We start from the raw sequence: 23,420 nt of genomic DNA on the forward strand, positions 1-23,420 counted from the left end.
ACGGAATGAAAAAGAAAATGATATCGTTTTTACTTATCCTCATCCTTTGTCTTGGTATGACAATTCCGGCATATGCAGAGGATTCCGAAGGCTTTGCGGATGAATATTACCGGGTGAATGATCTGGCCGATCTTATGACTGACAGTGAGGAAAGCAAATTGCTTGATGTGCTGGATGAAATCAGTATCCGACAGAAGATGGACGTAATCGTTATGACGACAGATACACTCGAAGGATTAACGGTTGAGGAATTTGCAGATGACATGTACGACTACTGTGAATATGGATATGGAGCAGATAAAGATGGTGTGCTCTTATTGATCAGTACAGAAGATAATGACTGTTACATATCAACCTGTGGTTATGGTATCACTGCTTTTACCGATGCGGGGATTAAGTATATTCCGAAACAGATGATGGATGATCTGAAATCGCAGGATTATTTTTCCGCATGTATGACATTTGCTGAGCTGTGTGATGATTTTATTACACAGGCACGAAATGGAAGCCCATATACAGCACGCACACTTCCAAAAGACGCCTTACCATTCTATTGGATCTTTATTTCCATCGGTGTTGGTGTGATTCTGGCATTCGTTATCGTCGGAAGAATGAAGGCACAGCTGAAGACCGTTCGGTTCCAGGCTGCGGCAGGAAATTATGTGAAAGATGGAAGTATGAATATCACAGAAAGCAGAGATTTGTTCTTGTACCATACAGTAACCAAGACGGCAAAAGAAAAGAGTTCTTCAGGCAGCAGCACCCACACATCATCTTCTGGTAGAACGCATGGTGGTGGAGGTACGAAATTCTAGGAAGGGGGTGACAGATGCTTTTGGTATGATTTCTAGTATCTGTTTTTGTTTGCTATGATATATTTTGCTCTGGGAAACCCGCTTTCTATTCTTGGGTGTGGGTATATAGTTTCTGGACAACTCTATTATACCATATTCAGTGAGGGGGTATTTCATTTTTAGTAACAAAAAATGCCGTATTTATGCGGCTTGTGGCGTTTCGCAAACGCCTAGATAATAAGTAATTGAAAGGAGAGAAGATTATGAGAAAAAAGTTGAATTTGTTATTTGGACTAGTGCTTATCATCAGTATGATAGTATTGACTGGTTGTGGAGGCTCCGGAGAAACAGGAGAAAAGAACCCGTATGAAGGGAAATGGGTAGCGGTGACCGCTCAGATGATGGGAATGTCCGTCAGTATAGATGAAGTTTTCGGAGGAGATTTTGAATTTGAAGTGAAAAATGGCGGAAAAGTTTCCTTTTCAGCTGGAGACACTACAGGGAATGGAAAATGGTCTGTCGAAGATGATCAGTTTATCTTGAGCATCGAAGGAGAAGAAATGGTGGGAATCATCGGAAAAGATATTATTTCTTTTGATAATATGCTCGAGATGGGAGTAAAGGTGATTTTTGCAAAGGATGGAACGGATGCAATGGATCCGGCACTCTATCTGACAGAGGAGGAAAATGCAGTCATAGGTGAGTGGGCTGCAGAAAGTGTGGAAGAACTTTTAGGAGACGGACCTCAGACTTCTATGGAAGGAGTAGACAACATCAATGATGCACTGCGTCTTGATTTCAAAAGTGACCGTAATGTAACAGTTATTTATAAAGGGGAGGAGATTGGGACTTTCCCATGGTCAGTTGCACTGGGATATTGTTCGATTGAATCAGAAAATCCATCTCTTACAGTGATGATAAATGACGATGGTACTTTGAAAGTAGACTACAGTGATGATGATGACTACTACACATTCCACTGTGTAAAAAGTGACAGTGAATAACTGAAAAGGATGTGGAAATCATGAAAGGAGGGAAGACGCCATGAAAAAGAAACTGTGGTGTGTGCTGTGTATCATGATATGCATGATGATGATAGCGGCATGTGGACAAAAAAAGAATCCGGAGAAGAAAAAATCGGAAAAAGCAGAGCAGGAAGAAACAGAATTTAAAGACAGAGAAAGTCTTAAATTAAGTTTATTTACAGTGTATTATCCGAAGGCATGGAACTACGATAAAGAGAATATGAAGAAAGATGAAGAATATTCTTACGTTAGATTTTTTGATGGAGATACAGCAGATGGATCCGAGAATGTCATTTCTATAGAAGCGACCAAGGAGGATTCATATACATATCGAAAGAGTTTAATTGCCTTTGGAGTGGATTTAGAGGCATATGCTGAAGGGAAAATGGACACTGTAACAATAGGAAATGCAGAATATACAGCAATGCCGGAAAGTAATTCCATAGAAAAAACGTATATGTATCGTTATGAACAGTCTGGCACATCCTATGATATCAGAGTAAAAGGACAGGAAATAGATGATTCTGACAAAGAATTGCTGGAAGGAATTGTGCTGAAATTAGAGGATGAAGGAAATAAAGACGCACCATGGCCATGGGAGGGAGAGCCTCTTGAACCTGTATTGGCAGAGCAGATGGTAGGTTCTTATACAATCGTTCCGGAATATATCCCATTTAAAGAAGCACAGGGCGTTATGCAGATTATGGATCATCAGTTTGTAAAACAGGGCAATCAGGTATTCCATCTGCTGGAGAATAAACTGGATACTTATGAATATTCAGAAAGTGGACTTGAATTCGTTTCTTCGATGGAATTAGACGATGATTTTGAATATTTGTCTGGGGACAGCAGTGGAATGTTATATCTTTCACCGGGAATCGGAGATGTAATTGGCGTAAAAGATGGGAAAAAAGCACTTCAGACAACAGTAGACGGAGATCTGAATATGCATCCATCCGGAGAATGGGGAATCAGTTTCTGGGTGAACAGTGATACTCAGAAGATTGAGAATCAAGGCGGTAACCTGACGGCAGAACCGTGGATACTGACCGGATTAAATAACGATGAAGAACGCAAGGGACTGTTTTCCATGATAGATGACGTACAGATCACGAATAGTCATATTATGGTTGCCGGATCCATGGCTGCGGAAGATGAAGGCACAAAAATTGTTGTTTATGATTATGATGGTAATCAGCTTTTGAAATTAGGTGGAGAAGATATCAGTTCTCCGGACAAGCTCGGTTCCATTACAGGCATGGCGGAAACAGAAAATGGTTTTGTGGCTGCAGATGGAAATATGCGCGAAATACAATTTTGGGCAAAAGATGGAACGCACGTAGGTGCAATTTCTACAGAGGACATATTTGGTGTCAGTTATCCATGGCTGGAAGATATGCAGCTTTTAGATGACGGCTCTCTGTTAATTATGCTGACACAGGAACGAGACGATGGATCAGCAAATGAATTGATGTTTTTCAGATTGACAGGATTTTAATTGAAAAAATAAAAATCGCTTGCCGGCAGAAATTTATCTGCCGGCAAGTGATTTTTCTGTTTCCTGTTTCCAATATAAAGGTAGAATTTTATCACATCAGTGAATCAATTTTCATATTTATCATATACAGATATATACAACATAAATGGCATAGAGGATCAACATCAGGATCCCCTCCTTTTTATCGAGTGCTTTTTTGGTCCATGCCATAATCCATACGATAACACTGAATACAAGCGGAACAGCTGGGAAGTGTATTGAAGGACGGGAGTTTATCATTGCACTTCCGGAAAGTTTTGTTGAGTACAAGGCAGATGATGTGGTAAGGCTTTTCACGGACAGCTTTCATAAAAGGTACGATGTGGAATGCAGTGCGGCACTTCACCATAACAAGAAAATGACCAATTACCATATTCATCTCGTATTCAGCGAACGGAAAATGCTGGAACATCCAGAAGTGAAAATTGCTACCAGAAATATGTTTTATGATGAGCAGGGCAAGCACAGACGCACGAAGAAAGATATTTTAGATGAACAGGGAAATCTTCGGGCAGGATGCAGTATTATTCCCAAGGGGGAAGTTTATGAAAGCCACATTTTTACCAAGAAAGATGAGTGGTTTAAAAACGATGCGTTTACCAGAGAAATCAAGGAGATGTTTACGGAAATCATCAACAGCCATGTGAAAGAAGAATCCGAAAAGCTGTCTGTATTTCAGCAGGGTGGTGTGTATCTGGCAACGAAGAAAATCGGGAAGAACAATCCGAGAGAAGCAGAGATACGGGCCGACAATGCAGTAAGGCAGGAATGGAATCGGATGGTAGATGTGGCATTGGTTGAAGGTGTTCCAGAAGAAGGTATTTTAAAGGTCAAGCGGGAGAAAATCAAAGACAAAACAATGCAATCTATAAAGGCACATGGTTGGCTGCCGGATATGTTTCAGCAGATTATCCGAGGTGCAAAAGACTTTTTGTAGGAAATGATTTTCAAATTTAAGCTGCCGCCGAAGTCAGTACCGAAGATTGATTTACAGGAATGGAATGAGATGCGGACGCTGATGGAGAAACTTCAGAAGCAGTCACAGGCGATGAAGTTCGCACAGCAGGAGATTTCTTCATTGAAGAAACAACTTTCCGAGACAACTGGATTTTTCAAAGGGAAAGCACGGAAATCTTTAGAGGGCAAAATTGAACAGTCAGAGAAACAGGAAAAACGTATCTACACGGATATGGAACAGACGGTAAAACAGGCAGGATATCCAGATGTGCAGTCTTTCGCAAGGACATATCAGAAATCAGAAAAACTGGTCAGGGAATATAATGAGGAGCTGCGAGCATGGGAAAATAAGGCAGAGCCGAAGAAAGAGCAGTCATCAGAACCGCCGAAAAAAGCAAGCATACGGGAAAAATTGCACCGTTACAAGCAGGAAAACAGACAGCAACAGAAACAGACTACAAAGAAAAAATCTATGGACAGAGAACGATGAGAAAGGTGGAACAGAACATGAAGAAATGGGCGGCACTTATGTAAGATGTGGGGATTACTTTATCCCCAACCTTACCTTACCTTACCGGAGGAAGAAGAACCGAGATTTGTTGGAGTATGGGGACAAAGACATTTGCAGTATTTGAAAGAATACCGCAGGACTGTATATCTGGATCTACTGATGAGCGGCAGGTTGAGCAGTTATCTGGCAGATATAGAGGGACAGGCACAGGAACGCTTTGAGGGGATTGTAGAGCAGATGAAACAGGCACAGGGAATTACAGAGCAGTTAAAGGCAGATAACGCTTGAGAGTGGGTTGGTAGAATGAATAATATACAGGCGTGTGCGAGGGAGATTGTGGACAAAGAAATAATATAAATATATCAGTAAAAGTAATGCAGTAGAGAACAAGGTAGAAAATGGCTTGTTCTCTACTTTACAATAATACTGTTTAGTATATAATTAAGAATAAAGAGATAAGACTAATTGGCTGAAAGGAGAAATTGTATTATATGTTCTATGATTATATGTTCTATATTGTTTTTGACTTTGTGATGGCAGTGATTATGTTTTTGTTTGGAATATGGTTCTATAAATCAGAAGGAAAAGCTGCTAATTTCTTGTCGGGTTATAATATGAAATCAGCGGATGAACGAAAGAAATACGATGAGAATGCTATGTGTAAGGCATATGGAAAAAGAATGATGTTTATGTCAGTTCCTTTTATTATTGGAATAATCATAGATATCCAATATCAAGGAATTGGTTGTTTGATTGCATGGGGGATATGGTTTATTATGTTTGTTTTGTTGCTTATTGATAGGCATAAAAGAGAACGTTAAATTTCAGTTGCGAAAATTGATGTGACAATTACATATGGCGAGAAATTGAAAAGAAAAATTAGAAATTTATTTTGAAAGAGAGTGTCCGCAATGTAGAAAGGGGAAAACCTAAGATTGAAAAACATGAAAATAGATGCCAATGGAACAGAAATCAGGGTGATGGGCGATGTTGTTAATGAAGACGCTTATATTTCGCTCACTGATATTGCAAAATATAAAAATCCAGACAATGCCTTTATTGTGGTGGCAAACTGGATGCGTAATCATTCTACGATTTCATTTTTGGGCTTGTGGGAACAAATTCACAATCCAAATTTTAAACCTATCGAATTCGATAGGTTTAAAGCGGAATCAGGAGATAATGCTTTTACATTGACACCGCAACAATGGATAAAAGCAACGGATGCAATCGGTATCGTATCAAAATCGGGACGATATGGCGGTACTTATGCTCATACAGATATAGCTTTCGAGTTTGCTTCATGGATTTCGCCGGAATTTAAGCTTTATATCATCAAAGATTATCAGCGTTTGAAGAAAGATGAAGCAGATCGGTTAGCGATTGGATGGGATGTAAAGAGAGAACTTTCAAAAATAAACTATCGTATCCACACAGATGCAGTAAAAGAATTTTTGATAACTCCCACATTATCTCCGCAGGAAATGGCATATACATATGCTTCAGAAGCAGATATTTTAAATATGGCTTTGTTTGGAAAAACGGCAGCACAATGGAGAAGTGAAAAAGGAATAAAGGGAAAAACTCCTAATATCAGAGATTTTGCTTCAGTAGAAGAATTGGTTGTGCTTATCAATCTGGAAGATACAAACGCGGATCTGATAAGACAGGAAGTGCCTAAAATTGAAAGGCTGAAAATATTAAGAGAAAAAGCGTACAGGCAATTAGAGCTTTTGAGAAAGAACCAAGATACGATTGCGGCATTAAAGAAAAATCTTATTGAAGATACAGAAACAAATGGTTGATTTCCTAAGCAAAACCGCTTATAATCTGAATCGGAATATATTGCTATTATCCACAGCTACGGAGCGGGTGTTATCAATACCGATAACAAATTGATAACATTAACCCGTATAGGCAGGATAATATGGATAAATCAAATAATTGAAAGAAAAGCGAACACGGCAATAAATAATCTCTAAACAAAATTGATTAGTAATTGTCGAGTTAGAATAACGGACAGAACGCCGGAAATGCTGATAAAATGGGCATTTCCGGCGTTGTTTTATGGCGGTTGACTCTAAAATGGCTCTAATTATTTGAAGAATACTGGATTTAGGGCGGGTATCATGATACCTGCCTTATTTGTTTTACATAGCCAGTCCACATTCAAAGGCAAGTACCATATATTTTTCTGCGTTGTTCAGACCATATAAATTCAAATCTCTGATTTCCCATGTATCAGAACTAAGATTATCTGCTCCGTACAAAAATTGGATAAAAGGGATATGCCTGTATTCAGCAACTGCCAGCATGGAAGCACATTCCATTTCTACGACAAGACAGCCCTCTTGTCTGCGTTCTTGAATAAGGGGTAGCGTTTCTCTGTAAATAGCGTCCGAAGTCCATGTTTTCCCTTTTACATACGGATAACCGCAACTTGATAAAACACTTTCTAATATTTGAACTGAATGTGGATCTGCTTCAATTTCTGGCGAGGGTGCTATATAATGATAACTTGTGCCCTCATCACGGACAGCAGAAACAGGGATAATGATATTGTTTTTTACCTTATCATTATCCAACACACCGCAAGAACCAAACAAAACAAACTTTTTTGCTCCCATAGCAATAATTTCTTCAAATCCAGCGACACAAGCAGGCGCACCTACTCTGGACAGATAGAAAGCAATATCTGTATCTTTATAGCGGATTTTGTAAACGGGTATCATACCATTTGCGGTATACAGTTCTGATATCTTTTCGGTATTGTCCAGTGAAGAAAATTTTTGAATAATATTCTCTGAAAACGTGGAAACACATATCTCCGGGAAATTATCAATTTTTTTCGTTGTATCGGACGGACTGAATAAAGCCGGTTCTGAAATATTTGTTCGTTGAAATATTGTATTCAAGATATTTACCTCCCGCTACTAATTTTCTGGATATACCTTGACAGCGATACCAGAAGTTCCCTTTTTCACAACTTTATTTGTATCAACTAAATGCTGCTTGATCTGCTCACATGTTTCATTCATCTGCTCGACTTCATGCTGAAAGGCTTCTTCGCTTGGAAATGCGTCTTTGGAAGCAATCAGATTTTCCTGCAATTTCTTGGCTTTTGCAAATTTGGCAAGGCGGTTGTTGATTTCCGGGTGCTTAAAACGAATATATATCGTGTCTGGAATGAGATTTCCGTCCTTATCCTTTTCCCCGTCAATTTCCATATCTATCTGTTCATCCATTTTGAAAAGCAGAGTAAGAACATCGGAAGCGGTTTCTATATCAAAATCTGTAAAGACATTGATACTCACACCCAGAGCGTTGGCAATCTTCAAAAGCTGGTCGGGCTTAGGGTTCCGGCTTCCCAACTCATATTTGCGGATAGTGGTTCCGTCTATACCTGCCAGTTCCCCCAGCATATTCTGTGAAATTCCCCGGATATTTCGGAACGTCTTAATTTTCTCTCCTACTGTCATAGGACAACTCCTTTAATGTTGATAATTTAAAAAATAGGGACATTTGTATTCTAACATATGCGTCTAAAATAAGCAAATAAAATCTGAAAAATATATTGACAAGGGACAAAAGAGCCTATATAATCAAAATACAAGAAAGGGACAAAAGTCCCTAATATAAAAACAGGAGGACAATGAATGGAGAAAACGAAAAAAATGTATGTAACAGCAGAGGAAGCGGCAGAAATGCTTGGCGTGTCAACAGGCTATGCCTACAAGATTATCCGGGGGCTGAACGAAGAATTGAAAGCAAAGGGATATCGGACAATCTGCGGCAAGGTTCCGACAAAATACTTTGAAGAAAAATTTTACGGTCTGACCGTAGCCATGTAGGAGAGGAGGACTTTTATGTCGGCAACAAGAGACGGGAAAATGTGGCGCTGCCAGTTTTACTATAAGGACTGGCAGGGCGTGAGCCACAAGAAAAATAAGAGAGGTTTTAAAACAAAGGCGGAAGCGGAGCAATGGGAGCGGGATTTCCTGCAACAACAGCAGAAAGATTTGAATATCAATTTTGAGAATTTCGTTCAAATTTACTATGAGGATATGGAACACCGTCTGCGTGAGAATACCATGCGGACAAAGAAATTCATTATTGATTTGAAAATCATTCCGTATTTCAAGAAAAAGAGCATAAGCGAGATTAGGGCTTCCGACATTCGGGCATGGCAAAATGCTCTGATGAAAAAAGGTTATTCTCAAACGTATTTGAAAACAGTCAATAATCAGCTATCAGCGATTTTCAATTATGCGGTTCGATACTATGACTTGAAAGACAACCCTTGTCGGAAAGCCGGGAGTATTGGAAAAAGTAATGCAGGGGAAAAGGAATTTTGGACAAAGCAGGAGTTCAAACAGTTCCTTGTGACTGTAGAGGATAAGCCGGAAACAAAAATGGCGTTCCTGCTTCTTTATTGGACGGGTATGAGAATAGGGGATGCTGATGGTAAAATAAGTCTAAATCAACAGAAACCCAGTAAACATGCGGGGTTGAGGTGATTTGGTCCTGAAAAATTCTTGCAACGAAACAACGAATTTATGAAGGAAAGGCCGATCTTTTATAAAAAACCAATTAAAACAGAGAAAGATTTCAGTACATGGCTGAGATGTTTTTACTATACCACGAAAGCGGTGATAACTGAATATATTTATTTTTAGGACTGTATTAGCTCGCATGGACATTAGTTCCGGCTGTCTGATTCAGTCCTCTTTTTTATTTGAGATCAAAGAAAGGTGATAAAGAATATGGCAAAAATTATATCAGTAGTAAACCAGAAAGGCGGAACTGGAAAATCCGCATGTGCAGGAAATCTTGGTGTAGGGTTGGCTCTTATGAATAAGAAGGTGTTAGTCGTGGATGCTGATCCGCAGTCAGATGTGTCTGCTGGATTTGGATTCCGTGACTGCGATAATAGTAATGAAACATTAACAACGCTGATGGAAATGGTGTTGAGTGATGAAGATATTCCGGAAGACTGCTTTATCCAGCATACAGAGGAAGGTATTGATATTATATGCTCCAATATTGGATTGGCAGGAACAGAGGTACAGCTTGTGAATGCAATGAGCCGTGAGTTTGTCCTGAAACAAATATTAAACAGGGTAAAAGATCGGTACGATGCAATTTTGATAGATTGTATGCCATCCTTGGGTATGATCACCATCAATGCCCTGGCAGCGTCGGATGAAGTGTTGATTCCGGTAGAAGCATCCTATCTTCCAATCAAGGGATTGCAGCAGCTCTTGAAGACAATCGGAAAAGTCAGAAGACAGATTAACCCGAAACTGCAGATTGCCGGTATCCTTTTCAGTATGGTGGATGTCCATACAAATGATGCCAGAAACAACATGGAATTGCTTCATAATGCCTATGGAAATCAGATTCATGTGTTTGACAATTATATTCCGTTTTCTGTCAGGATGAAAGAAGCGGTCAGAGAGGGACAGAGTATTTTTAAATACGAACCAAAAGGTAAAGTTGCGAAAGCATATATGAGTTTTACGGAGGAGGTTCTTGAACATGGCAGGTAAAAAGAAATCAACGCCAATCCCGTTACAGTCATTAGATGCCCTGTTCGGAACGACAAGTGAGGAACAGGCAGGCATCCAACAGATTGCTCTGGATAATCTGCATCCTTTCTCAAATCATCCTTTTAAGGTTCTGGATGATGACAAAATGGCTGAGTTGTCTGAGAGTGTAAAGATGCATGGAGTTTTGGTGCCTGGTATTGTAAGAATAAAGGATACTGGTGGTTATGAAATTATAGCAGGTCACCGCCGCAAGAGGGCGTGTGAGATAGCAGGCTTGAAAACCATGCCAGTTATTATTAAGGACCTGACAGATGATGAATCGACTGTGATTATGGTTGACTCAAACATCCAGCGTGAAGAACTGTTAATAAGTGAAAAGGCATTTGCCTATAAGATGAAATATGATGCATTGAAACGTCAGGGCAAACGAAGTGATTTAACTTCTTGCCAAGTTGGCAAGAAGTTGGCGGCAGAGGATATCAGCCAAAATTCAGAGGATAGTACACGGCAGATTCTCAGGTATATCCATCTGACGGAATTACATCCGGTTCTTCTGGATATGGCTGATCATAAACAGCTCCCGTTTAATACTGCTGTTGAATTATCATATTTAAAAAAAGAGGAGCAGGATATACTGCTGCAGTATATGGGTAACCATGAAATGGTTCCATCCATGAAGCAGGCAAAGGAAATGAAGAAGTGTTCTAAGGAACATTTACTGACATATCCGGAAATTGATAGTATCTGTTACCAGGGTAAAACAGAGAAATTACAGGTGAAGCTGCCGGAAAAGAAGCTCCGGATGTTTTTCCCGGAGAGTTATACAAAAGAGCAGATAGAAGATGTGATTTTTAAATTGTTAGAGGAATGGGCAGACAATAAGGAGCGTGTTCAAAATGACAATCGTGGATGTGATTAAGAAGGCATTGTTACCACTGGCAACTATGGTATTCTGGCTCTGGATGGTAAAAACGATTATGGGAGTGACCGGGAATACAGATTTATTTATGTTCCTGTTCCTTGCAGGGCTTCCGTTTGGAATACATAAAATGTGTATCATTTTAATCCCCAGAGGCTATGATGTTGGGGGTACTGTTGGAATGATCGCATTGAGTGTTATTGTGGGTGGTTTATTGGGAAGCCTTATGATCCCATATTATATTGTGAGGGCAGTCTATGTGACCATCTGGTATATAGTAAAAAGATAATGAATAGTAGATTTGAGGCAGGCTTGCGAAAAAACAAATTCGTAAGCCTGCTTTTTTTTTGTGCGATAAAGCTGGAAAGTACAAAGCCAAAATTGTTTTGGATTTGTATTTGACAGCTAACGGTCATTGAGCAGCAAAGCTGCGAAATGTGCAATAAAGCAGGCAATTCAGGGGGAATCCCCTTTTGCATAAAGAAAAAGACGGAGGAGAACGAACATGAGAGAGCGAATCAAGAACAAACAGATTACGAAAGAAATCAGAGGGCAGCTTCCGGTTATTACACCAGCTATGTTCCGGGAAAGGGGATGTTCTTATTGCCCCTATTATGCCGGAAGTTATGAAAAATTTCCAAGGTGCATGATGGCAGATTGTGCCTGGGATGATGAAGAAGAACATTTCCATCCGGTTCTTCGCCAGATGCTTCCGGAATTTAAAAGGAAGATGGAAAAAGCAGAAGAGAAATATCTGGAATTGAAAACTGCTTATGAACTGCTTATGAGCATGTTTGCGGATGAAATGGAACAGGAGGAACTGGAGAAAGATGAATGTTACGACTGTTGTTATGCCAAGTGTGGTCCATGTATCGGGCTGTGCTATAAAACACTGAAAGGATAGGAGGATGCGAGGTAATGAATACAGCAATTATTTCTGGAAGACTGGTTCGTGATCCGGGCTATACCGAGACACAGAATGAAAAAGGTCTTCATAAGATCGCCAAGTTTGTACTGGCAGTCAGAAGAAATTACTCAGACGATGTCAGTTTCATTCCGGTGAAAGCCTTTGCAAAAAAAGCGGAGTTTGTCCGGGATTACCTGGTGCAGGGAACAAAGGTGATGGTAGAGGGTGAAATCGTAACCGGCAGTTACGATAATAAAGAGACCGGAAAAAAGGTGTATACGACAGAACTTTTTGCAGACCGTATCGAGTTTGCCGGGGCAAAAGTGCAGGAGAAAATGCCGGAGAAAATGCCGGAGCCGATGGAAGGGGATGGTTTTCTGAACATCCCGGAATCTATGGAAGAAGAAATGCCGTTTCGATAGGAGGAAAAACCAATGATAATGTTAAATAAAGAGTACATGATCAATCACATGAGAAATGAAAATGGTTCCATCAATATCAAAAATGTAGTATTGGCGGCTGCATGTGAAGCGACCGAGCTGTTCCAGTGCCTGATTGTAATGGACAGCAACTTTACAGATTGGAGCCGTTTTGTTGACCGCCTGGAGCAGAACGTGGAAAAACAGGACTATGAAAAAGTCCATGAACTCTGCCAGACGATGTATGCCATGAGGCATCTGTCAGAAGAACTGGAAGGGTTATATCTGGTAAGGGATGATGCAGAGCTTTGTTCCCTGTATTATCAGATTTTTGTGGGAATGCTGGATTTGACTGTTTTCTCAACAGAGGCAATGGTTGATTTGAATGGAGGGAAGCATGGTGAATAATCAGGATTATATGCCGGTAGAGTGCCTGCTGGTGCCGAAGGCACTGTTTAAGGAAGAGAGATATTGCTCTTTATCCACTACGGCAAAGGTATTATACAGCCTCATGCTTGACCGGCTGAAATATGCAGCACAGAACAGATGGATTGACCAGAAAGGGAAACGGTATGTGATCTATCCCAAAAGTGAAATGATCAAGGATTTGAATAGTACCAGATACCGGGTAGATTACGCTGTTTCGGAACTGGAAAGTATGGGAAACATGGTTCGGGTTGTTAAAGACAATGGCAGACCGAACCGTTTCTATATAAATGATATTTCAAAATATGAGGAGGAAAACGCAATGATGACAATTAAGGATTTGATGGAAATGGTAACGTCGGAAGAGGCAGAGGAGATCATGGACAAGATGGTGGAGACTGCCAGGGAGATTGTAGATGATCTTATGAAAAAAGGCTATATCGAGATTATCAGGGAAGGCTGTCCGGAGGGAGGGCATCTGGAGGACGGTGTCCCGCCAACTGATCTGGGAGAGGACGAGTTTAATCCGGAAGATTTAAATCCGATGGAATTCAGATGCTACTGCGATGAGGACGGTAACCTGGATGATGAGGCAATTGAAGATGATGCCAGTGAATTTGGTATGGACCTGGCATTCGGTGTGATTGAATTGCTGGAAAATAATCCAGATAGAATTGAGGCTATCCGCCAGTATTTCAACCGTGTCTACAAGATGGAATCCATGAAGAAATTTATGGCTGTCGTGGAGATAACGGCTGTGATCTGCGGAAATTCCCCGGAATGGATTGAAGATATGCACGCCTGCAACAAAGGTGCCAGACGTATCTACCTGAAGGAACTGGTGAGTGTTTTCAACATGTACCTGAATATGTTCAAGAACAAAGAAATGGAATAAAGAGGATGAAAAAATGGATTATGAATACTTCCGGGTAGAAGAATCCGAGCAGTTTTCATTTTTCCGTATTCCCAAGGCACTGTTCACAGAAAAGGAATTTGAAGGACTGTCCACGGATGCAAAGCTTCTGTATGGCATCCTGCTGGACAGGATCAACCTTTCAAAGAAAAATGGCTGGGTGGATGCTGATGGTTATGTGTATATCATCTACACGGTAGCTGAACTTCAGGAAGTGCTGCATATGTCACACACAACGGTCACAAAGCTTCTCCGGGAGCTTGATAGTGTACATGGCATCGGTTTGATCGAACGGTACCGGCAGGGCTGCAACCGTCCATCGGTGATATATGTGAAGAACTTTGTGAAACGCATCCGGGCAAAACCGGCAGTTTATTATCCTTCTGGAATGCAAGAAATTTGCTGTCCGGAACGCAAGAATCTGGCAGTCCGGAATGCAAAAAACTTGCAGTCCGGAACGCAAAAAAATGGAAGTCCGGAGTGCAAGAATTTTGCCACAAGTAATACTGATATAAATAAGACTGATAAGAATGATACTGATAGGAGTAAGAAAAGCCACGCTTCTGAAAAGGAAAGCTCCTGTCTGTATGGGCGATTTGGAAATGTTCGTCTTTCCGTGGAAGAATACCGGGAGCTGCGGAAACTGTATCCGTATGACTGCCAGAGGATGATCGACCAGCTTTCTGCTTATATGAAATCCACTGGGAAAACCTATCAGGATCATTTCGCAACGCTTCTTCTCTGGGCAGGAAGGGAAGAACTGAAAACCGGTTCTGGAAGATATGACTTTGAGGAAGGAGAGAGTCTATGACAGATAGCAGGAATGTGGCTGATTTTCTTGGGGAAGACGGATGCCTCCAGTGTGGTGTATGCGGGAAACGAAAACAGCTGAGGATCAATTTTATGGGAAGGGATCGTGTAGTGGGCTGCCTGTGTGACTGCGAGGTTCAGGCAAGAAAAGAAAAAGAAGAGCAGCTCCGCAGGGAGGAAGCCCAGAGGGAGCTTTACCAGAGAAAATCTGTGGGACTTAGAGACCGGAGGTTCTGGGAATGGCGGTTTGAAAATGATAATGGGTCGAATGATAAGATGCTCATTGCCAGGCAGTATGCAAAAAACTGGGAGAAGATGAAAAAAGAAAATGTAGGGCTTCTCCTGATGGGTCCGGTGGGGACTGGGAAGAGTTTTTTTGCCGGGTGTATTGCCAATGCCCTTCTGGAACAGGGGGAGCGGGTGATGATGACGAACTTCTCCCGTATCCTGAATGAAATGACAAACTATCAGGCAGATAAAAACCAGATCGTGCAGAATCTGGTGGATTACCCGCTTTTGATCATTGATGATCTGGGGATAGAACGCAATTCAGAGTTTGCCCTGGAGCAGATCTATAACGTGATTGACAGCAGGTACTGTAAAATGAAGCCTCTCATCATCACAACAAATCTCGGGTTGAATGATATGAAAGATGAATCGCTTGATGTAGCCCATAAGCGAATTTACAGCAGAATATTGGAGATGTGTGTGCCTGTCTATTGTGGCGGGGCAGATAAGCGAAGAGAAGAAGGAACGGAAAAGCTCGGTCGGATGCAGAGTCTGATCAGTGGCTGATCGGTTCCTTCTTTGATGAAAGGGGTGATACCGATGGTCTTAGGTTGGGACAGCACGTAATACGCTGAAAGGAGGGAAATTCATGCAGGAAGAAGTAACACAGAAAACGGTGACTTTTTGTGTGCGTACCACAAAAATGACGGCAGATGTGCTGAAAAAAGTGATTGCCGCATACCTGCGGCATCAGAAACAGAAAAGTGCTGAGAAGAAAGCACAGAAAAATCAGCCGAAACAGGGGAAAATCACGGTGAAGGAGCTGGCAAAGCAGAATGCCGGGATGACGAATATTGAGATCACACCCAAGAACATCAAGTCTTTTGAACGGTATGCCAGAAAATACGGGATCAATTATGCCCTGAAAAAGGATAAGACCAAAGATCCGCCGGTTTATATGGTGTTCTTTAAGGGACGTGACCAGGATGCGATCACCGCAGCTTTCCGTGAATTTTCCCAGAAAGAGATCCAAAAGGCGAACCGTCCTTCTATCCACAAACGTCTGGCGGCATACAGAAGTATTGTTGCAGGGAAAACGAAGGACAAAGCCAGAAATAAGCATCAGGAGGTATCCCGGTGAGAAAGCTTACTGCCGGGGGTCTGACCAACAAGCTGAAAGCAAAAGCCAGAGTTACGCTGTCCGCTTTGGATATGAAAAAGCTTATTCTGACCAATCTTCCGTACCTGTTCATCTTTTTGTTTGCAGACAGGGCATCCTGCCTGTACCGGGCAAGCCCCGGGGCAGATATGGGAAACAAACTATTATATGCCATGGAACATGCTGACCGGATTCTGACTGGGTTCCTGCCAAGTCTTTATTACATGGATGTTCTGGTGGGAGTCGGGATTGCGGCAGTTGTGAAGATATTGATCTGGCAGAAACAGGCAGATGCAAAAAAGCTCCGCAAAGGAGTGGAGTATGGTTCAGCGAGGTGGGGAACAGCAGAAGACATCAAACCATTTATGGCAGATGATTTCTGGATGAACATTCCGCTGACGGCAACAGAATCCATTACCATGGAGAGCCGCCCAAAGAACCCCAAGTATGCCAGAAACAAAAATATCTGTGTCATCGGCGGTTCCGGTAGTGGTAAAACAAGGTTTTTCGTAAAGATCTCTATTATGATGATGAATTGTTCCATGGTCATCACAGACCCGAAGGGAACACTGATCGAAGAATGCGGGAAGATGTTAGCCAAAGGACCGCCAAAGAGAGACAAGCATGGAAATATTGTGAAAGATAAATCCGGGAAGGTGGTGCATGAGCCTTATGTAATCAAGGTCTTAAATACCATTAACTTCTCCAAATCGCTCCATTACAATCCGTTTGCCTATTTAAAATCCGAAAAGGATATCCTGAAACTGGTGACGGTTATCATTGCCAACACCAAAGGGGAAGGGGAAAAGGCAACCGAGGATTTCTGGGTCAAAGCAGAAAAACTGCTGTATACAGCACTGATTGCTCTGATCTGGTATGAGGGGGACGAGGATGAGAAGAACATGAACACCCTGATCGACCTTTTGAATGAAAGTGAGACCAGGGAGGATGACGAGAATTACAAAAATCCAGTGGATATGCTGTTTGAAGATCTGGAAAAAAGGAATCCGGAACACTTTGCGGTACGTCAGTATAAGAAATACAAGCTGGCGGCAGGTAAGACAGCAAAATCTATCCTGATCAGCTGCGGTGCCAGACTGGCTCCGTTTGATATTGCCGAGCTTCGGGAGATCATGAGCTACGATGAGATGGAACTGGATAAGGTGGGAGACCGGAAGACGGCATTGTTTCTGATTATGTCAGATACAGATACCACCTTTAATTTTGTGATCGCCATGCTGCAGTCTCAGCTTTTCAACCTGCTCTGTGATAAGGCAGATGATCAATACGGCGGCAGGCTGCCGGTCCATGTACGGGTTATCTGCGATGAGTTTGCCAACATCGGGCAGATTCCGCAGTTTGATAAGCTGATTGCCACCATCCGAAGCAGGGAAATCTCTGCTTCTATTATTTTGCAGTCACAGAGCCAGCTGAAGGCAATGTACAAGGATAGTGCGGACACAATTTTAGGGAATTGTGACACGATGCTGTTCCTTGGAGGCAAGGAAAAGACCACTCTGAAAGAGATGAGTGAGCTTCTGGGGAAGGAGACGATTGACCTTTACAACACCTCGGAAACACGCAGCAACCAGAAGTCATTCGGGCTGAATTACCAGAAAACCGGGAAACAGCTGATGACAGAGGATGAGATCGCAGTCATGGACGGCGGGAAATGTATCCTGCAGATCCGTGGTGTCCGTCCGTTCTATTCGGACAAATACGATATAACCAAACACCCCAATTACCGGCTCCTTGCAGATTATAGTGAGAAGAACCGGTTTAAAGTGGAAAAGGAACTGGATCCGAAGTACACACCGAAACCTGATGATGAGGTGGAAGTGATGGAAATGGATCTTTCAGGAGACGGGAATGAGCAGGAAAATAATGAGGAAAGGAATAACTAACAGGGTGCGCCGGTATTGTTACCGGCGTTTTTCATTCCCGGTTACACCCGGCAAAGTTAGTTTTGGTGATTTATATGGCATTTTTTACCAGTGCAATTACTACTCTTAAGACCCTGGTCGTAGCAATCGGGGCGGGCCTTGGCGTATGGGGTGTCATTAACCTTCTCGAAGGTTATGGCAATGACAACCCTGGCGCAAAGAGCCAGGGAATCAAACATTTAATGCCTTCTATGAGAAACAAAAAAACAGGAGAATCAGCACATCCTACGTAGGTAACTTGTAAATTGCACATAACGAAAGGATATTCATATGAAAATCGAGTACGTAAAAGTAGGGGACTATTATTTACCTAATCTTACACTGCCGGAAGAAAAACGGGAAATCGGACGATGGGGGATGCTCCGAAAGGTATATATGAAAGAATACAAAGCTGGAAGATACAATTATCTGCTACTGACTGGAAAGCTGGACAGTTATCTTGCTGATCTGAATGAACAGGCATGGGAGCTTGCTGACCGTCTGGAGGCACAGATGAAGGATGCAGAAGGTGTGACAGAAGAATTGAAAGCAGAAAATCCTATGGAATGGGTGCGGCATTGCAATAACATCCGTAATCGGGTGGATGAGATTATTTTGAATGAACTGATTTATGTATGAAGGGGAAGTGGCTATGAGATATCGGATTGAATATGCTGATGGACGGTGCTGTAGTATTGCCATCAGCCGGAAAGACCTTCTGGAATGGCTGAAACTCTTAAAGGATGAAGAGATTACGGACATTCGGAAAATCTACAAAAACGGTGTAACAGATTCCGTATTTGAAAAGTACCAGAATTATGTGAATAGAAATGCCGGTTAGGAAGGAGAACACAGGATGAAAGCCATACGTTTTATTTTGAAAATCATGTTACTGCCTGTAATAATTGCGCTGACAGTAATAAGACTGTTCGCAGAGTTCCTCGCAGGAATATCAGCAGTTATCTTCCGGAGCATTGCAGGAATTTTTCTTTTGACTGCATTGCTAAGCTATGGTTTTGGGCTGGAAAGTACGGGGGAATGCTTGAAAATGGTTCTGGCTGGATTCCTGTTTTATCTCCTGCCATGTACGATTGAAATTGTGATTGCAGGAATTATACTTTTGGAAGAATATATTCGCTCTTTTACATAGGAATAGGGCAGAAAGGGACACGATTATGAAAAGAGAATTAGTGGAAAGCTACTTCGACTGGAATGAGATCAGACTTGAGGCATATTTGCGGATTGACCCGGAGCTGATCGAACTGGAAGGTGAATGCGAGAAAACGATGGATGAATTGGAGCCATATATCGAGCAGTATGGACATGAGTTCTGGACGCTCATTGACCGTATCGTATCGGCAAGACACGCAGTGGAAGCGTATATCAGCCGGGAAATGTATATCCGTGGATTTCTGGATTATGAACGTCTGGTGTGTGAGACAGAAAGGGATGTATGAGGATGAAAGAGGAATCATTAAAGGAGTTTGTGGATTTTATTATTCAGGAACGGATGCAGAAAGCATTCAGCCAGGTGAAAGCAGGGAAAGAGCCGGATAATGAGGATGATGTGGAACGAAAGTATGAGGAAGCGGTGGCATTGCTTCCAGAGGAGAAACAACAAGCAGTCCGGGCATACTGCGATGCTATTTTTGACAGCGGTGCAGATGCTGAGCAGTTCTTTTACCGATTAGGGCTGAGGGACGGGATTCGGTTGCATAAGATTGTAAAAAGTATCATCAAGGAAATATCTTAAATGAATTGGGAAATGTTATTAAAATAATTCACGCATACTACCACATACTACCATAACTCGGAAAGCATATGGAATAAGGGATTATTTTGTGATATACTATGCTATAAGTCGTAATTTTTCGAAGTGAAGAATTTCTTTTTTGTTAATCATGCCATACCCTGCTAATGATACTGACAAGTGCTACTGTCATCATTTATTTCGGAGAATCAATCAAAAAAGTATTGTCCGCAAATCTTTTAATCTCTTTCATGCTTTTACAAGGAATGTATATCGGGATTAGATGTTATCTGAAAGTCTTGTTGGAAAAGAGAAATTTTTGATTCCCACAGAAAATAAAAATGATGAAAATGAACAGCGAGAAGCAAACTTGTCGCTCTCCTGCATAAAAGAGAATGTTTCCTTTCTTGTTAGAAGGGAAACATTCTCTTTAGAGATTCTCTCTTAAATTTTTAATTGTTTGATGTATTTGATATGTTTGGAATTAAATCTAACTCTCGTTTCATGATGGCAACAGTCTTACGATAAATAAGGTAAATCAATAACATAATGAGAATTAACACTACAGCACAAGCCCCCATTCCTGCAAGTTCCGGTATGGAAATTCGTCCATCATTGGCATACATAATCATGAAATACAATAAGAACATCATTGTCATACCTACAACGGTCGGCGTATGAAAGACTCGTTTACACTGAACTCTGACTTCCCGGTTCAAGAAGTCGGGAGAAGCACCCAGACGTTTCAAATCGTCAAAAATATAGCGGTTGTTTAGAGCGATAGTCTGGCAACGGGTATAACAGATGACGCAGGCTGTAGTAACACATACAATGAAAATAAAGAGGAAGGTCATTAGGTATACCGCAAAGGTGTTCATAAAATCATTCATATTCAGTGACCGGAATTTTGGCATAAAAGCCCAGTAGGCACGAAAATCGGAAGTGTCAGGTTTAGAAAGGCTGATTTTTGTCAAATCATCCGTATCTCCCCAGTAAACTTCACCCTGTTCATTCGCAGCAATTTTGTTTATGCGGTCATAATATGCAGGATACTCACATTCCGGTCCAAAGGATTTTACAAAAGTGTGGAAAAACTCATCGGCAAATGCGTATACATCTTTACCGTCCGCATTGAAAAAGTGCGCATTTCCCATCCATTCAGAGGAAAGACCTTGAGAAATCTGAGCATAATCCTTATCATCCAGTACATAATAGGGAACCATTCCGGTAAGCATGCTGAAATAAGCCAAGCCTTCATAAGTTACTGAAAGGGTTTTCCGGGTGTCCATATTCGTAAGAATACTGTCAGAACGCTTGGCATACTTTGCTGCATTATCATCTTTATCTGTAATCAGACGGAAAGTTCCGGGAAGAATGTCCAGTGTCTGTCCGGTAAGCTGATTGAACGCTGACTCGGAAACATATTTCGTTTCACATAAAAGCTGTTGGTATTCATAGTGAAAACGATTATCCTCATCTTCAACTTCCTTCTCTCCATCTTGGGCGAGAGTGATGTAAGGAATTTCTTTCCAGTCCTTCAGTACCAGATCATGGCCTGCAGCTATTTCTTCAATCTCGTTTGGAGAAGGAACTGTTTGATCAAGGCGGTAGTCATACATATAATCAAATTCCCAACCAGATACGGAAACAAGCTGTCCGACTCCCAGCATAGGGATATAGAAAATAGCAAAACACGCTCCGGCTATGAGTACAGTGCTGACCAAAAGGTTGTTTACGGTTTGTTTTCCTTGAAATTTCATCATACTGCGGGAAATAATGTTGCGGTAAGGATTCTTTCTATTAGACCGCCATCCGTGAACCACTGTGTGAAGCATTACCAAATAAAGCCCGATAAACACTGGAGCGTAAAGCAGATTAACCGAGACCGAAGGATAGCGATGGAACACACTTATCCAAAATCCAGGTGCAGAATACCCTATGATTGCACCAATGAGGATAAGCAACAGCCCGAGAGGACCGCACCATTTGCCAAGCTGTTTGACAGGCTCGTTTCGATGTTCTTCCTGAATCACATCAATAATGTCAGTACGGGAAAGGTAATAATTGGCAGTGACACAGGCAAATATAATAACCAGAAGCATAAACAGACCGGATATACGCAACGCCGTGTAATCCAAACGAAGTGTCATTTCGGGGCTTTCTACCAAAAGTTGAAAGGAGTTCCAGAGAAGATACATCAGTGGAATACCAGCCAGCATACCTGTCAGAGAAGAAAGACTGCTTAAAGTAAACACCTCTCGAAATATCCCCGGTATCAGTGCCTTTTTGGAAGCGCCAAGAGCCATCAAAATCCCAATCTGCCGTGTTTTTTTGCGGAAAAACAGGCTTGCTGCATATATGGTAAATATCACACACCCAAATAATGTGAGTACGAAAATCATGTACATTTGTCTGCGGCTGTCTCCTCCTTCCGGTAAAATGGTGAGTATCGTGGGGGATTTCATCAGCAATGCATACGCCGTGATGATCATTAGCGCAATAAAGTTACAAAAAAAGTAGAGTTTTGCCTGTTTATAGTCGGCGTGTCTTAATTTTTGTTCTATATTTTTCATATTCATAGAGATGTCCTCCTTTTTAGTCGTCGCTGCTCATTTCTTTTAACGCATCTAAGAGCTGACTGTGAAATATGGAACGTTCACTATGGTTTTCCAGTTGCTTGTAAATGTGCCCATCTTTCAACAAAATTACCCGGTCACAGAAGGAAGCCGAAAAAGCATCGTGTGTAACCATAAAAATGGTAGCACCCAACTGTGTTCGGGCATCTTCGAATGATTCAATTACGTTCCGGCTGGATTTACTGTCTAAATTTCCGGTAGGTTCATCTGCTAGCAACAGCAGAGGATTATTCATAAGACTTCGTGCAACAGCAGTACGCTGCCGTTCACCTCCGGATACCTCTGCCGGGAATTTGTTCTGGATATGTTCGATGCCGAAAAGTTGAATCAGCTGATCTGCCAGATTTTCGCCGTCTTTATCTACAGTGCCTTTGATGATACGTGGAATTAAAATATTTTCCCGAATAGTAAGACCATCTAAAAGCATGAAGTCTTGGAAGACAAATCCCAGCTTTTCATTGCGGATTTTAGCCAGAGAGGTTTCATCCATGTTTCCTAATTTTTGTCCACCCAGAGTAATCACTCCTCTGTCATAAGGAATGTAACAAGAAATGCAGTTGAGTAGTGTGGTTTTTCCAGAGCCGGAAGGCCCCATGACAGCTACAAATTCTCCCTGGGCTACATGAAGATTTACTCCTTTCAAAACAGGGTATTCTGTTTTGCCGATGTAATAGGATTTTTCCAGATTTTTTACATATAGCATAATGCATTCTCCTTTTCTATCATTGATGTGTAAGTTGTATACAAGAACTATTTACTTGTGCACAATATTTAAAGTTCTGACATTACCTTATCACAAAAGAGAATTGGTAAGTTTTCTGTTGTAAAGTTTGGAAAGTATAGTGTAAAGATTGGAAAAATGAGGAGTGAAATGTAAAGTTTTGTGGCTTCTATGTAAAGTTTAGAAAAGTAAAAAATATTTGCTGGTATTTCGGGATGGCTAATTTTTCAGAAGACT

Annotated in this window: 29 protein-coding genes and 3 pseudogenes; 28 read left to right on the forward strand and 4 right to left on the reverse strand. The window is 41.4% G+C overall.

Features of this window, described 5'->3' with window-relative positions; all coding sequences use genetic code 11:
• The first annotated feature begins 5 nt into the window (after positions 1-5).
• From EV212_RS11435 to EV212_RS11470, 8 genes and pseudogenes are all read left to right on the forward strand, one after another.
• Positions 6-815: a TPM domain-containing protein gene (locus EV212_RS11435; protein WP_132093431.1), complete on the forward strand. Its 810-nt coding sequence runs from the start codon at positions 6-8 to the stop codon at positions 813-815.
• Positions 816-1,057: 242 nt separating this feature from the next.
• Complete coding sequence (locus tag EV212_RS11440) at positions 1,058-1,798, forward strand: hypothetical protein (protein ID WP_132093434.1); 741 nt, start codon at positions 1,058-1,060, stop codon at positions 1,796-1,798.
• A gap of 40 nt (positions 1,799-1,838) precedes the next feature.
• Complete coding sequence (locus tag EV212_RS11445) at positions 1,839-3,317, forward strand: NHL repeat-containing protein (protein WP_132093437.1); 1,479 nt, start codon at positions 1,839-1,841, stop codon at positions 3,315-3,317.
• Between the two features lie 196 nt (positions 3,318-3,513).
• On the forward strand, positions 3,514-4,293 hold the full coding sequence (locus EV212_RS13760; protein ID WP_243115548.1) for a MobA/MobL family protein: 780 nt from the start codon (positions 3,514-3,516) through the stop codon (positions 4,291-4,293).
• A gap of 3 nt (positions 4,294-4,296) precedes the next feature.
• Complete coding sequence (locus EV212_RS13765; protein WP_243115549.1) at positions 4,297-4,803, forward strand: hypothetical protein; 507 nt, start codon at positions 4,297-4,299, stop codon at positions 4,801-4,803.
• A 25-nt stretch (positions 4,804-4,828) separates the two neighbouring features.
• A pseudogene (locus tag EV212_RS11460) lies at positions 4,829-5,181 on the forward strand (TnpV protein).
• Positions 5,182-5,330: 149 nt separating this feature from the next.
• Positions 5,331-5,645, forward strand: a complete 315-nt coding sequence (locus tag EV212_RS11465; protein ID WP_132093440.1) for a DUF3784 domain-containing protein — start codon at positions 5,331-5,333, stop codon at positions 5,643-5,645.
• 123 nt (positions 5,646-5,768) lie between these two features.
• Complete coding sequence (locus EV212_RS11470) at positions 5,769-6,629, forward strand: KilA-N domain-containing protein (RefSeq protein WP_132093546.1); 861 nt, start codon at positions 5,769-5,771, stop codon at positions 6,627-6,629.
• 345 nt (positions 6,630-6,974) lie between these two features.
• Here EV212_RS11470 and EV212_RS11475 read toward each other — a convergent pair whose 3' ends face one another.
• Positions 6,975-7,739: a nucleoside phosphorylase gene (locus EV212_RS11475; RefSeq protein ID WP_132093443.1), complete on the reverse strand. Its 765-nt coding sequence runs from the start codon at positions 7,737-7,739 to the stop codon at positions 6,975-6,977.
• Positions 7,740-7,757: 18 nt separating this feature from the next.
• Entirely contained in the window at positions 7,758-8,303 is a 546-nt protein-coding gene (locus EV212_RS11480; RefSeq protein ID WP_132093446.1) for a helix-turn-helix domain-containing protein, read from the reverse strand.
• A 177-nt stretch (positions 8,304-8,480) separates the two neighbouring features.
• On the opposite strand from EV212_RS11480, the gene EV212_RS11485 reads away from it, so the two are divergent.
• The 20 genes and pseudogenes from EV212_RS11485 to EV212_RS13980 all read left to right on the forward strand — a co-directional run bounded on the left by EV212_RS11485 (position 8,481) and on the right by EV212_RS13980 (position 20,149).
• Complete coding sequence (locus EV212_RS11485; RefSeq protein ID WP_132093449.1) at positions 8,481-8,675, forward strand: ICEBs1 excisionase; 195 nt, start codon at positions 8,481-8,483, stop codon at positions 8,673-8,675.
• A 15-nt stretch (positions 8,676-8,690) separates the two neighbouring features.
• Positions 8,691-9,281 (forward strand): annotated as a pseudogene (locus EV212_RS11490) (tyrosine-type recombinase/integrase); the annotation flags it as partial.
• Positions 9,282-9,587: 306 nt separating this feature from the next.
• Positions 9,588-10,373: a ParA family protein gene (locus EV212_RS11495; protein ID WP_132093452.1), complete on the forward strand. Its 786-nt coding sequence runs from the start codon at positions 9,588-9,590 to the stop codon at positions 10,371-10,373.
• Complete coding sequence (locus EV212_RS11500; protein WP_132093455.1) at positions 10,363-11,292, forward strand: ParB/RepB/Spo0J family partition protein; 930 nt, start codon at positions 10,363-10,365, stop codon at positions 11,290-11,292. Before EV212_RS11495 ends, EV212_RS11500 begins: the two co-directional genes overlap by 11 nt.
• A complete protein-coding gene (locus EV212_RS11505) occupies positions 11,270-11,581 on the forward strand; it encodes a DUF6050 family protein (protein WP_132093458.1) in 312 nt (103 codons plus the stop codon). The genes EV212_RS11500 and EV212_RS11505 overlap by 23 nt, the downstream gene beginning before the upstream one ends.
• Before the next feature lie 216 nt (positions 11,582-11,797).
• Positions 11,798-12,196 (forward strand): hypothetical protein, encoded by a 399-nt coding sequence (locus EV212_RS11510; protein WP_132093461.1) that lies wholly within the window; start codon positions 11,798-11,800, stop codon positions 12,194-12,196.
• 14 nt (positions 12,197-12,210) lie between these two features.
• Positions 12,211-12,621 carry a single-stranded DNA-binding protein gene (locus EV212_RS11515; protein WP_132093464.1) on the forward strand — a complete coding sequence of 137 codons (411 nt, stop codon included), beginning with the start codon at positions 12,211-12,213 and terminating at the stop codon, positions 12,619-12,621.
• A gap of 12 nt (positions 12,622-12,633) precedes the next feature.
• The gene (locus tag EV212_RS11520; RefSeq protein WP_132093466.1) at positions 12,634-13,026 is read left to right on the forward strand and encodes a hypothetical protein; all 393 of its coding nucleotides are present in this window, start codon (positions 12,634-12,636) and stop codon (positions 13,024-13,026) included.
• Positions 13,016-13,939, forward strand: coding sequence for a replication initiator protein A (locus tag EV212_RS11525; RefSeq protein WP_132093470.1), 924 nt, complete (start codon positions 13,016-13,018; stop codon positions 13,937-13,939). The genes EV212_RS11520 and EV212_RS11525 overlap by 11 nt, the downstream gene beginning before the upstream one ends.
• Before the next feature lie 13 nt (positions 13,940-13,952).
• On the forward strand, positions 13,953-14,768 hold the full coding sequence (locus EV212_RS11530; RefSeq protein ID WP_119201465.1) for a replication initiator protein A: 816 nt from the start codon (positions 13,953-13,955) through the stop codon (positions 14,766-14,768).
• Positions 14,765-15,562, forward strand: a complete 798-nt coding sequence (locus EV212_RS11535) for an ATP-binding protein (protein ID WP_132093473.1) — start codon at positions 14,765-14,767, stop codon at positions 15,560-15,562. Before EV212_RS11530 ends, EV212_RS11535 begins: the two co-directional genes overlap by 4 nt.
• 82 nt (positions 15,563-15,644) lie before the next feature.
• Positions 15,645-16,136, forward strand: a complete 492-nt coding sequence (locus tag EV212_RS11540) for a PcfB family protein (RefSeq protein WP_132093476.1) — start codon at positions 15,645-15,647, stop codon at positions 16,134-16,136.
• Positions 16,137-16,207: 71 nt separating this feature from the next.
• On the forward strand, positions 16,208-18,058 hold the full coding sequence (locus tag EV212_RS11545) for a VirD4-like conjugal transfer protein, CD1115 family (protein WP_243115551.1): 1,851 nt from the start codon (positions 16,208-16,210) through the stop codon (positions 18,056-18,058).
• A gap of 74 nt (positions 18,059-18,132) precedes the next feature.
• Positions 18,133-18,282 (forward strand): annotated as a pseudogene (locus EV212_RS11550) (Maff2 family mobile element protein); the annotation flags it as partial.
• 85 nt (positions 18,283-18,367) lie between these two features.
• Positions 18,368-18,715, forward strand: coding sequence for a TnpV protein (locus EV212_RS11555; protein WP_132093481.1), 348 nt, complete (start codon positions 18,368-18,370; stop codon positions 18,713-18,715).
• Between the two features lie 13 nt (positions 18,716-18,728).
• Complete coding sequence (locus EV212_RS11560) at positions 18,729-18,917, forward strand: hypothetical protein (protein ID WP_132093484.1); 189 nt, start codon at positions 18,729-18,731, stop codon at positions 18,915-18,917.
• A gap of 15 nt (positions 18,918-18,932) precedes the next feature.
• Positions 18,933-19,226, forward strand: a complete 294-nt coding sequence (locus EV212_RS11565; protein WP_132093486.1) for a hypothetical protein — start codon at positions 18,933-18,935, stop codon at positions 19,224-19,226.
• Between the two features lie 25 nt (positions 19,227-19,251).
• Positions 19,252-19,533, forward strand: coding sequence for a hypothetical protein (locus tag EV212_RS11570; RefSeq protein ID WP_132093490.1), 282 nt, complete (start codon positions 19,252-19,254; stop codon positions 19,531-19,533).
• A 2-nt stretch (positions 19,534-19,535) separates the two neighbouring features.
• Entirely contained in the window at positions 19,536-19,829 is a 294-nt protein-coding gene (locus EV212_RS11575) for a hypothetical protein (RefSeq protein WP_132093493.1), read from the forward strand.
• A 164-nt stretch (positions 19,830-19,993) separates the two neighbouring features.
• Entirely contained in the window at positions 19,994-20,149 is a 156-nt protein-coding gene (locus EV212_RS13980; RefSeq protein WP_456298271.1) for a DUF6040 family protein, read from the forward strand.
• Between the two features lie 129 nt (positions 20,150-20,278).
• Here the strand turns inward: EV212_RS13980 and EV212_RS11580 are convergent, their stop codons facing one another.
• Positions 20,279-22,405, reverse strand: a complete 2,127-nt coding sequence (locus EV212_RS11580; RefSeq protein WP_132093496.1) for an ABC transporter permease — start codon at positions 22,403-22,405, stop codon at positions 20,279-20,281.
• A gap of 16 nt (positions 22,406-22,421) precedes the next feature.
• A complete protein-coding gene (locus EV212_RS11585) occupies positions 22,422-23,165 on the reverse strand; it encodes an ABC transporter ATP-binding protein (RefSeq protein WP_132093499.1) in 744 nt (247 codons plus the stop codon).
• Positions 23,166-23,420: the final 255 nt, after the last annotated feature.

Source organism: Frisingicoccus caecimuris, from assembly GCF_004340975.1.
Lineage (GTDB): Bacteria > Bacillota > Clostridia > Lachnospirales > Lachnospiraceae > Frisingicoccus > Frisingicoccus caecimuris.

What these genes read in the sequence shown, in the direction of transcription:
- EV212_RS11435 (WP_132093431.1), top strand. Translation starts at nt 6, where the DNA reads ATGAAAAAGAAAATGATATCGTTTTTACTTATCCTCATCCTTTGTCTT.
- EV212_RS11440 (WP_132093434.1), top strand. Translation starts at nt 1,058, where the DNA reads ATGAGAAAAAAGTTGAATTTGTTATTTGGACTAGTGCTTATCATCAGT.
- EV212_RS11445 (WP_132093437.1), top strand. Translation starts at nt 1,839, where the DNA reads ATGAAAAAGAAACTGTGGTGTGTGCTGTGTATCATGATATGCATGATG.
- EV212_RS13765 (WP_243115549.1), top strand. Translation starts at nt 4,297, where the DNA reads ATGATTTTCAAATTTAAGCTGCCGCCGAAGTCAGTACCGAAGATTGAT.
- EV212_RS11465 (WP_132093440.1), top strand. Translation starts at nt 5,331, where the DNA reads ATGTTCTATATTGTTTTTGACTTTGTGATGGCAGTGATTATGTTTTTG.
- EV212_RS11470 (WP_132093546.1), top strand. Translation starts at nt 5,769, where the DNA reads ATGAAAATAGATGCCAATGGAACAGAAATCAGGGTGATGGGCGATGTT.
- EV212_RS11480 (WP_132093446.1), bottom strand. Translation starts at nt 8,303, where the DNA reads ATGACAGTAGGAGAGAAAATTAAGACGTTCCGAAATATCCGGGGAATT.
- EV212_RS11485 (WP_132093449.1), top strand. Translation starts at nt 8,481, where the DNA reads ATGGAGAAAACGAAAAAAATGTATGTAACAGCAGAGGAAGCGGCAGAA.
- EV212_RS11495 (WP_132093452.1), top strand. Translation starts at nt 9,588, where the DNA reads ATGGCAAAAATTATATCAGTAGTAAACCAGAAAGGCGGAACTGGAAAA.
- EV212_RS11500 (WP_132093455.1), top strand. Translation starts at nt 10,363, where the DNA reads ATGGCAGGTAAAAAGAAATCAACGCCAATCCCGTTACAGTCATTAGAT.
- EV212_RS11505 (WP_132093458.1), top strand. Translation starts at nt 11,270, where the DNA reads ATGACAATCGTGGATGTGATTAAGAAGGCATTGTTACCACTGGCAACT.
- EV212_RS11510 (WP_132093461.1), top strand. Translation starts at nt 11,798, where the DNA reads ATGAGAGAGCGAATCAAGAACAAACAGATTACGAAAGAAATCAGAGGG.
- EV212_RS11515 (WP_132093464.1), top strand. Translation starts at nt 12,211, where the DNA reads ATGAATACAGCAATTATTTCTGGAAGACTGGTTCGTGATCCGGGCTAT.
- EV212_RS11520 (WP_132093466.1), top strand. Translation starts at nt 12,634, where the DNA reads ATGATAATGTTAAATAAAGAGTACATGATCAATCACATGAGAAATGAA.
- EV212_RS11525 (WP_132093470.1), top strand. Translation starts at nt 13,016, where the DNA reads ATGGTGAATAATCAGGATTATATGCCGGTAGAGTGCCTGCTGGTGCCG.
- EV212_RS11530 (WP_119201465.1), top strand. Translation starts at nt 13,953, where the DNA reads ATGGATTATGAATACTTCCGGGTAGAAGAATCCGAGCAGTTTTCATTT.
- EV212_RS11535 (WP_132093473.1), top strand. Translation starts at nt 14,765, where the DNA reads ATGACAGATAGCAGGAATGTGGCTGATTTTCTTGGGGAAGACGGATGC.
- EV212_RS11540 (WP_132093476.1), top strand. Translation starts at nt 15,645, where the DNA reads ATGCAGGAAGAAGTAACACAGAAAACGGTGACTTTTTGTGTGCGTACC.
- EV212_RS11545 (WP_243115551.1), top strand. Translation starts at nt 16,208, where the DNA reads ATGAAAAAGCTTATTCTGACCAATCTTCCGTACCTGTTCATCTTTTTG.
- EV212_RS11555 (WP_132093481.1), top strand. Translation starts at nt 18,368, where the DNA reads ATGAAAATCGAGTACGTAAAAGTAGGGGACTATTATTTACCTAATCTT.
- EV212_RS11560 (WP_132093484.1), top strand. Translation starts at nt 18,729, where the DNA reads ATGAGATATCGGATTGAATATGCTGATGGACGGTGCTGTAGTATTGCC.
- EV212_RS11565 (WP_132093486.1), top strand. Translation starts at nt 18,933, where the DNA reads ATGAAAGCCATACGTTTTATTTTGAAAATCATGTTACTGCCTGTAATA.
- EV212_RS11570 (WP_132093490.1), top strand. Translation starts at nt 19,252, where the DNA reads ATGAAAAGAGAATTAGTGGAAAGCTACTTCGACTGGAATGAGATCAGA.
- EV212_RS11575 (WP_132093493.1), top strand. Translation starts at nt 19,536, where the DNA reads ATGAAAGAGGAATCATTAAAGGAGTTTGTGGATTTTATTATTCAGGAA.
- EV212_RS13980 (WP_456298271.1), top strand. Translation starts at nt 19,994, where the DNA reads ATGATACTGACAAGTGCTACTGTCATCATTTATTTCGGAGAATCAATC.
- EV212_RS11580 (WP_132093496.1), bottom strand. Translation starts at nt 22,405, where the DNA reads ATGAATATGAAAAATATAGAACAAAAATTAAGACACGCCGACTATAAA.
- EV212_RS11585 (WP_132093499.1), bottom strand. Translation starts at nt 23,165, where the DNA reads ATGCTATATGTAAAAAATCTGGAAAAATCCTATTACATCGGCAAAACA.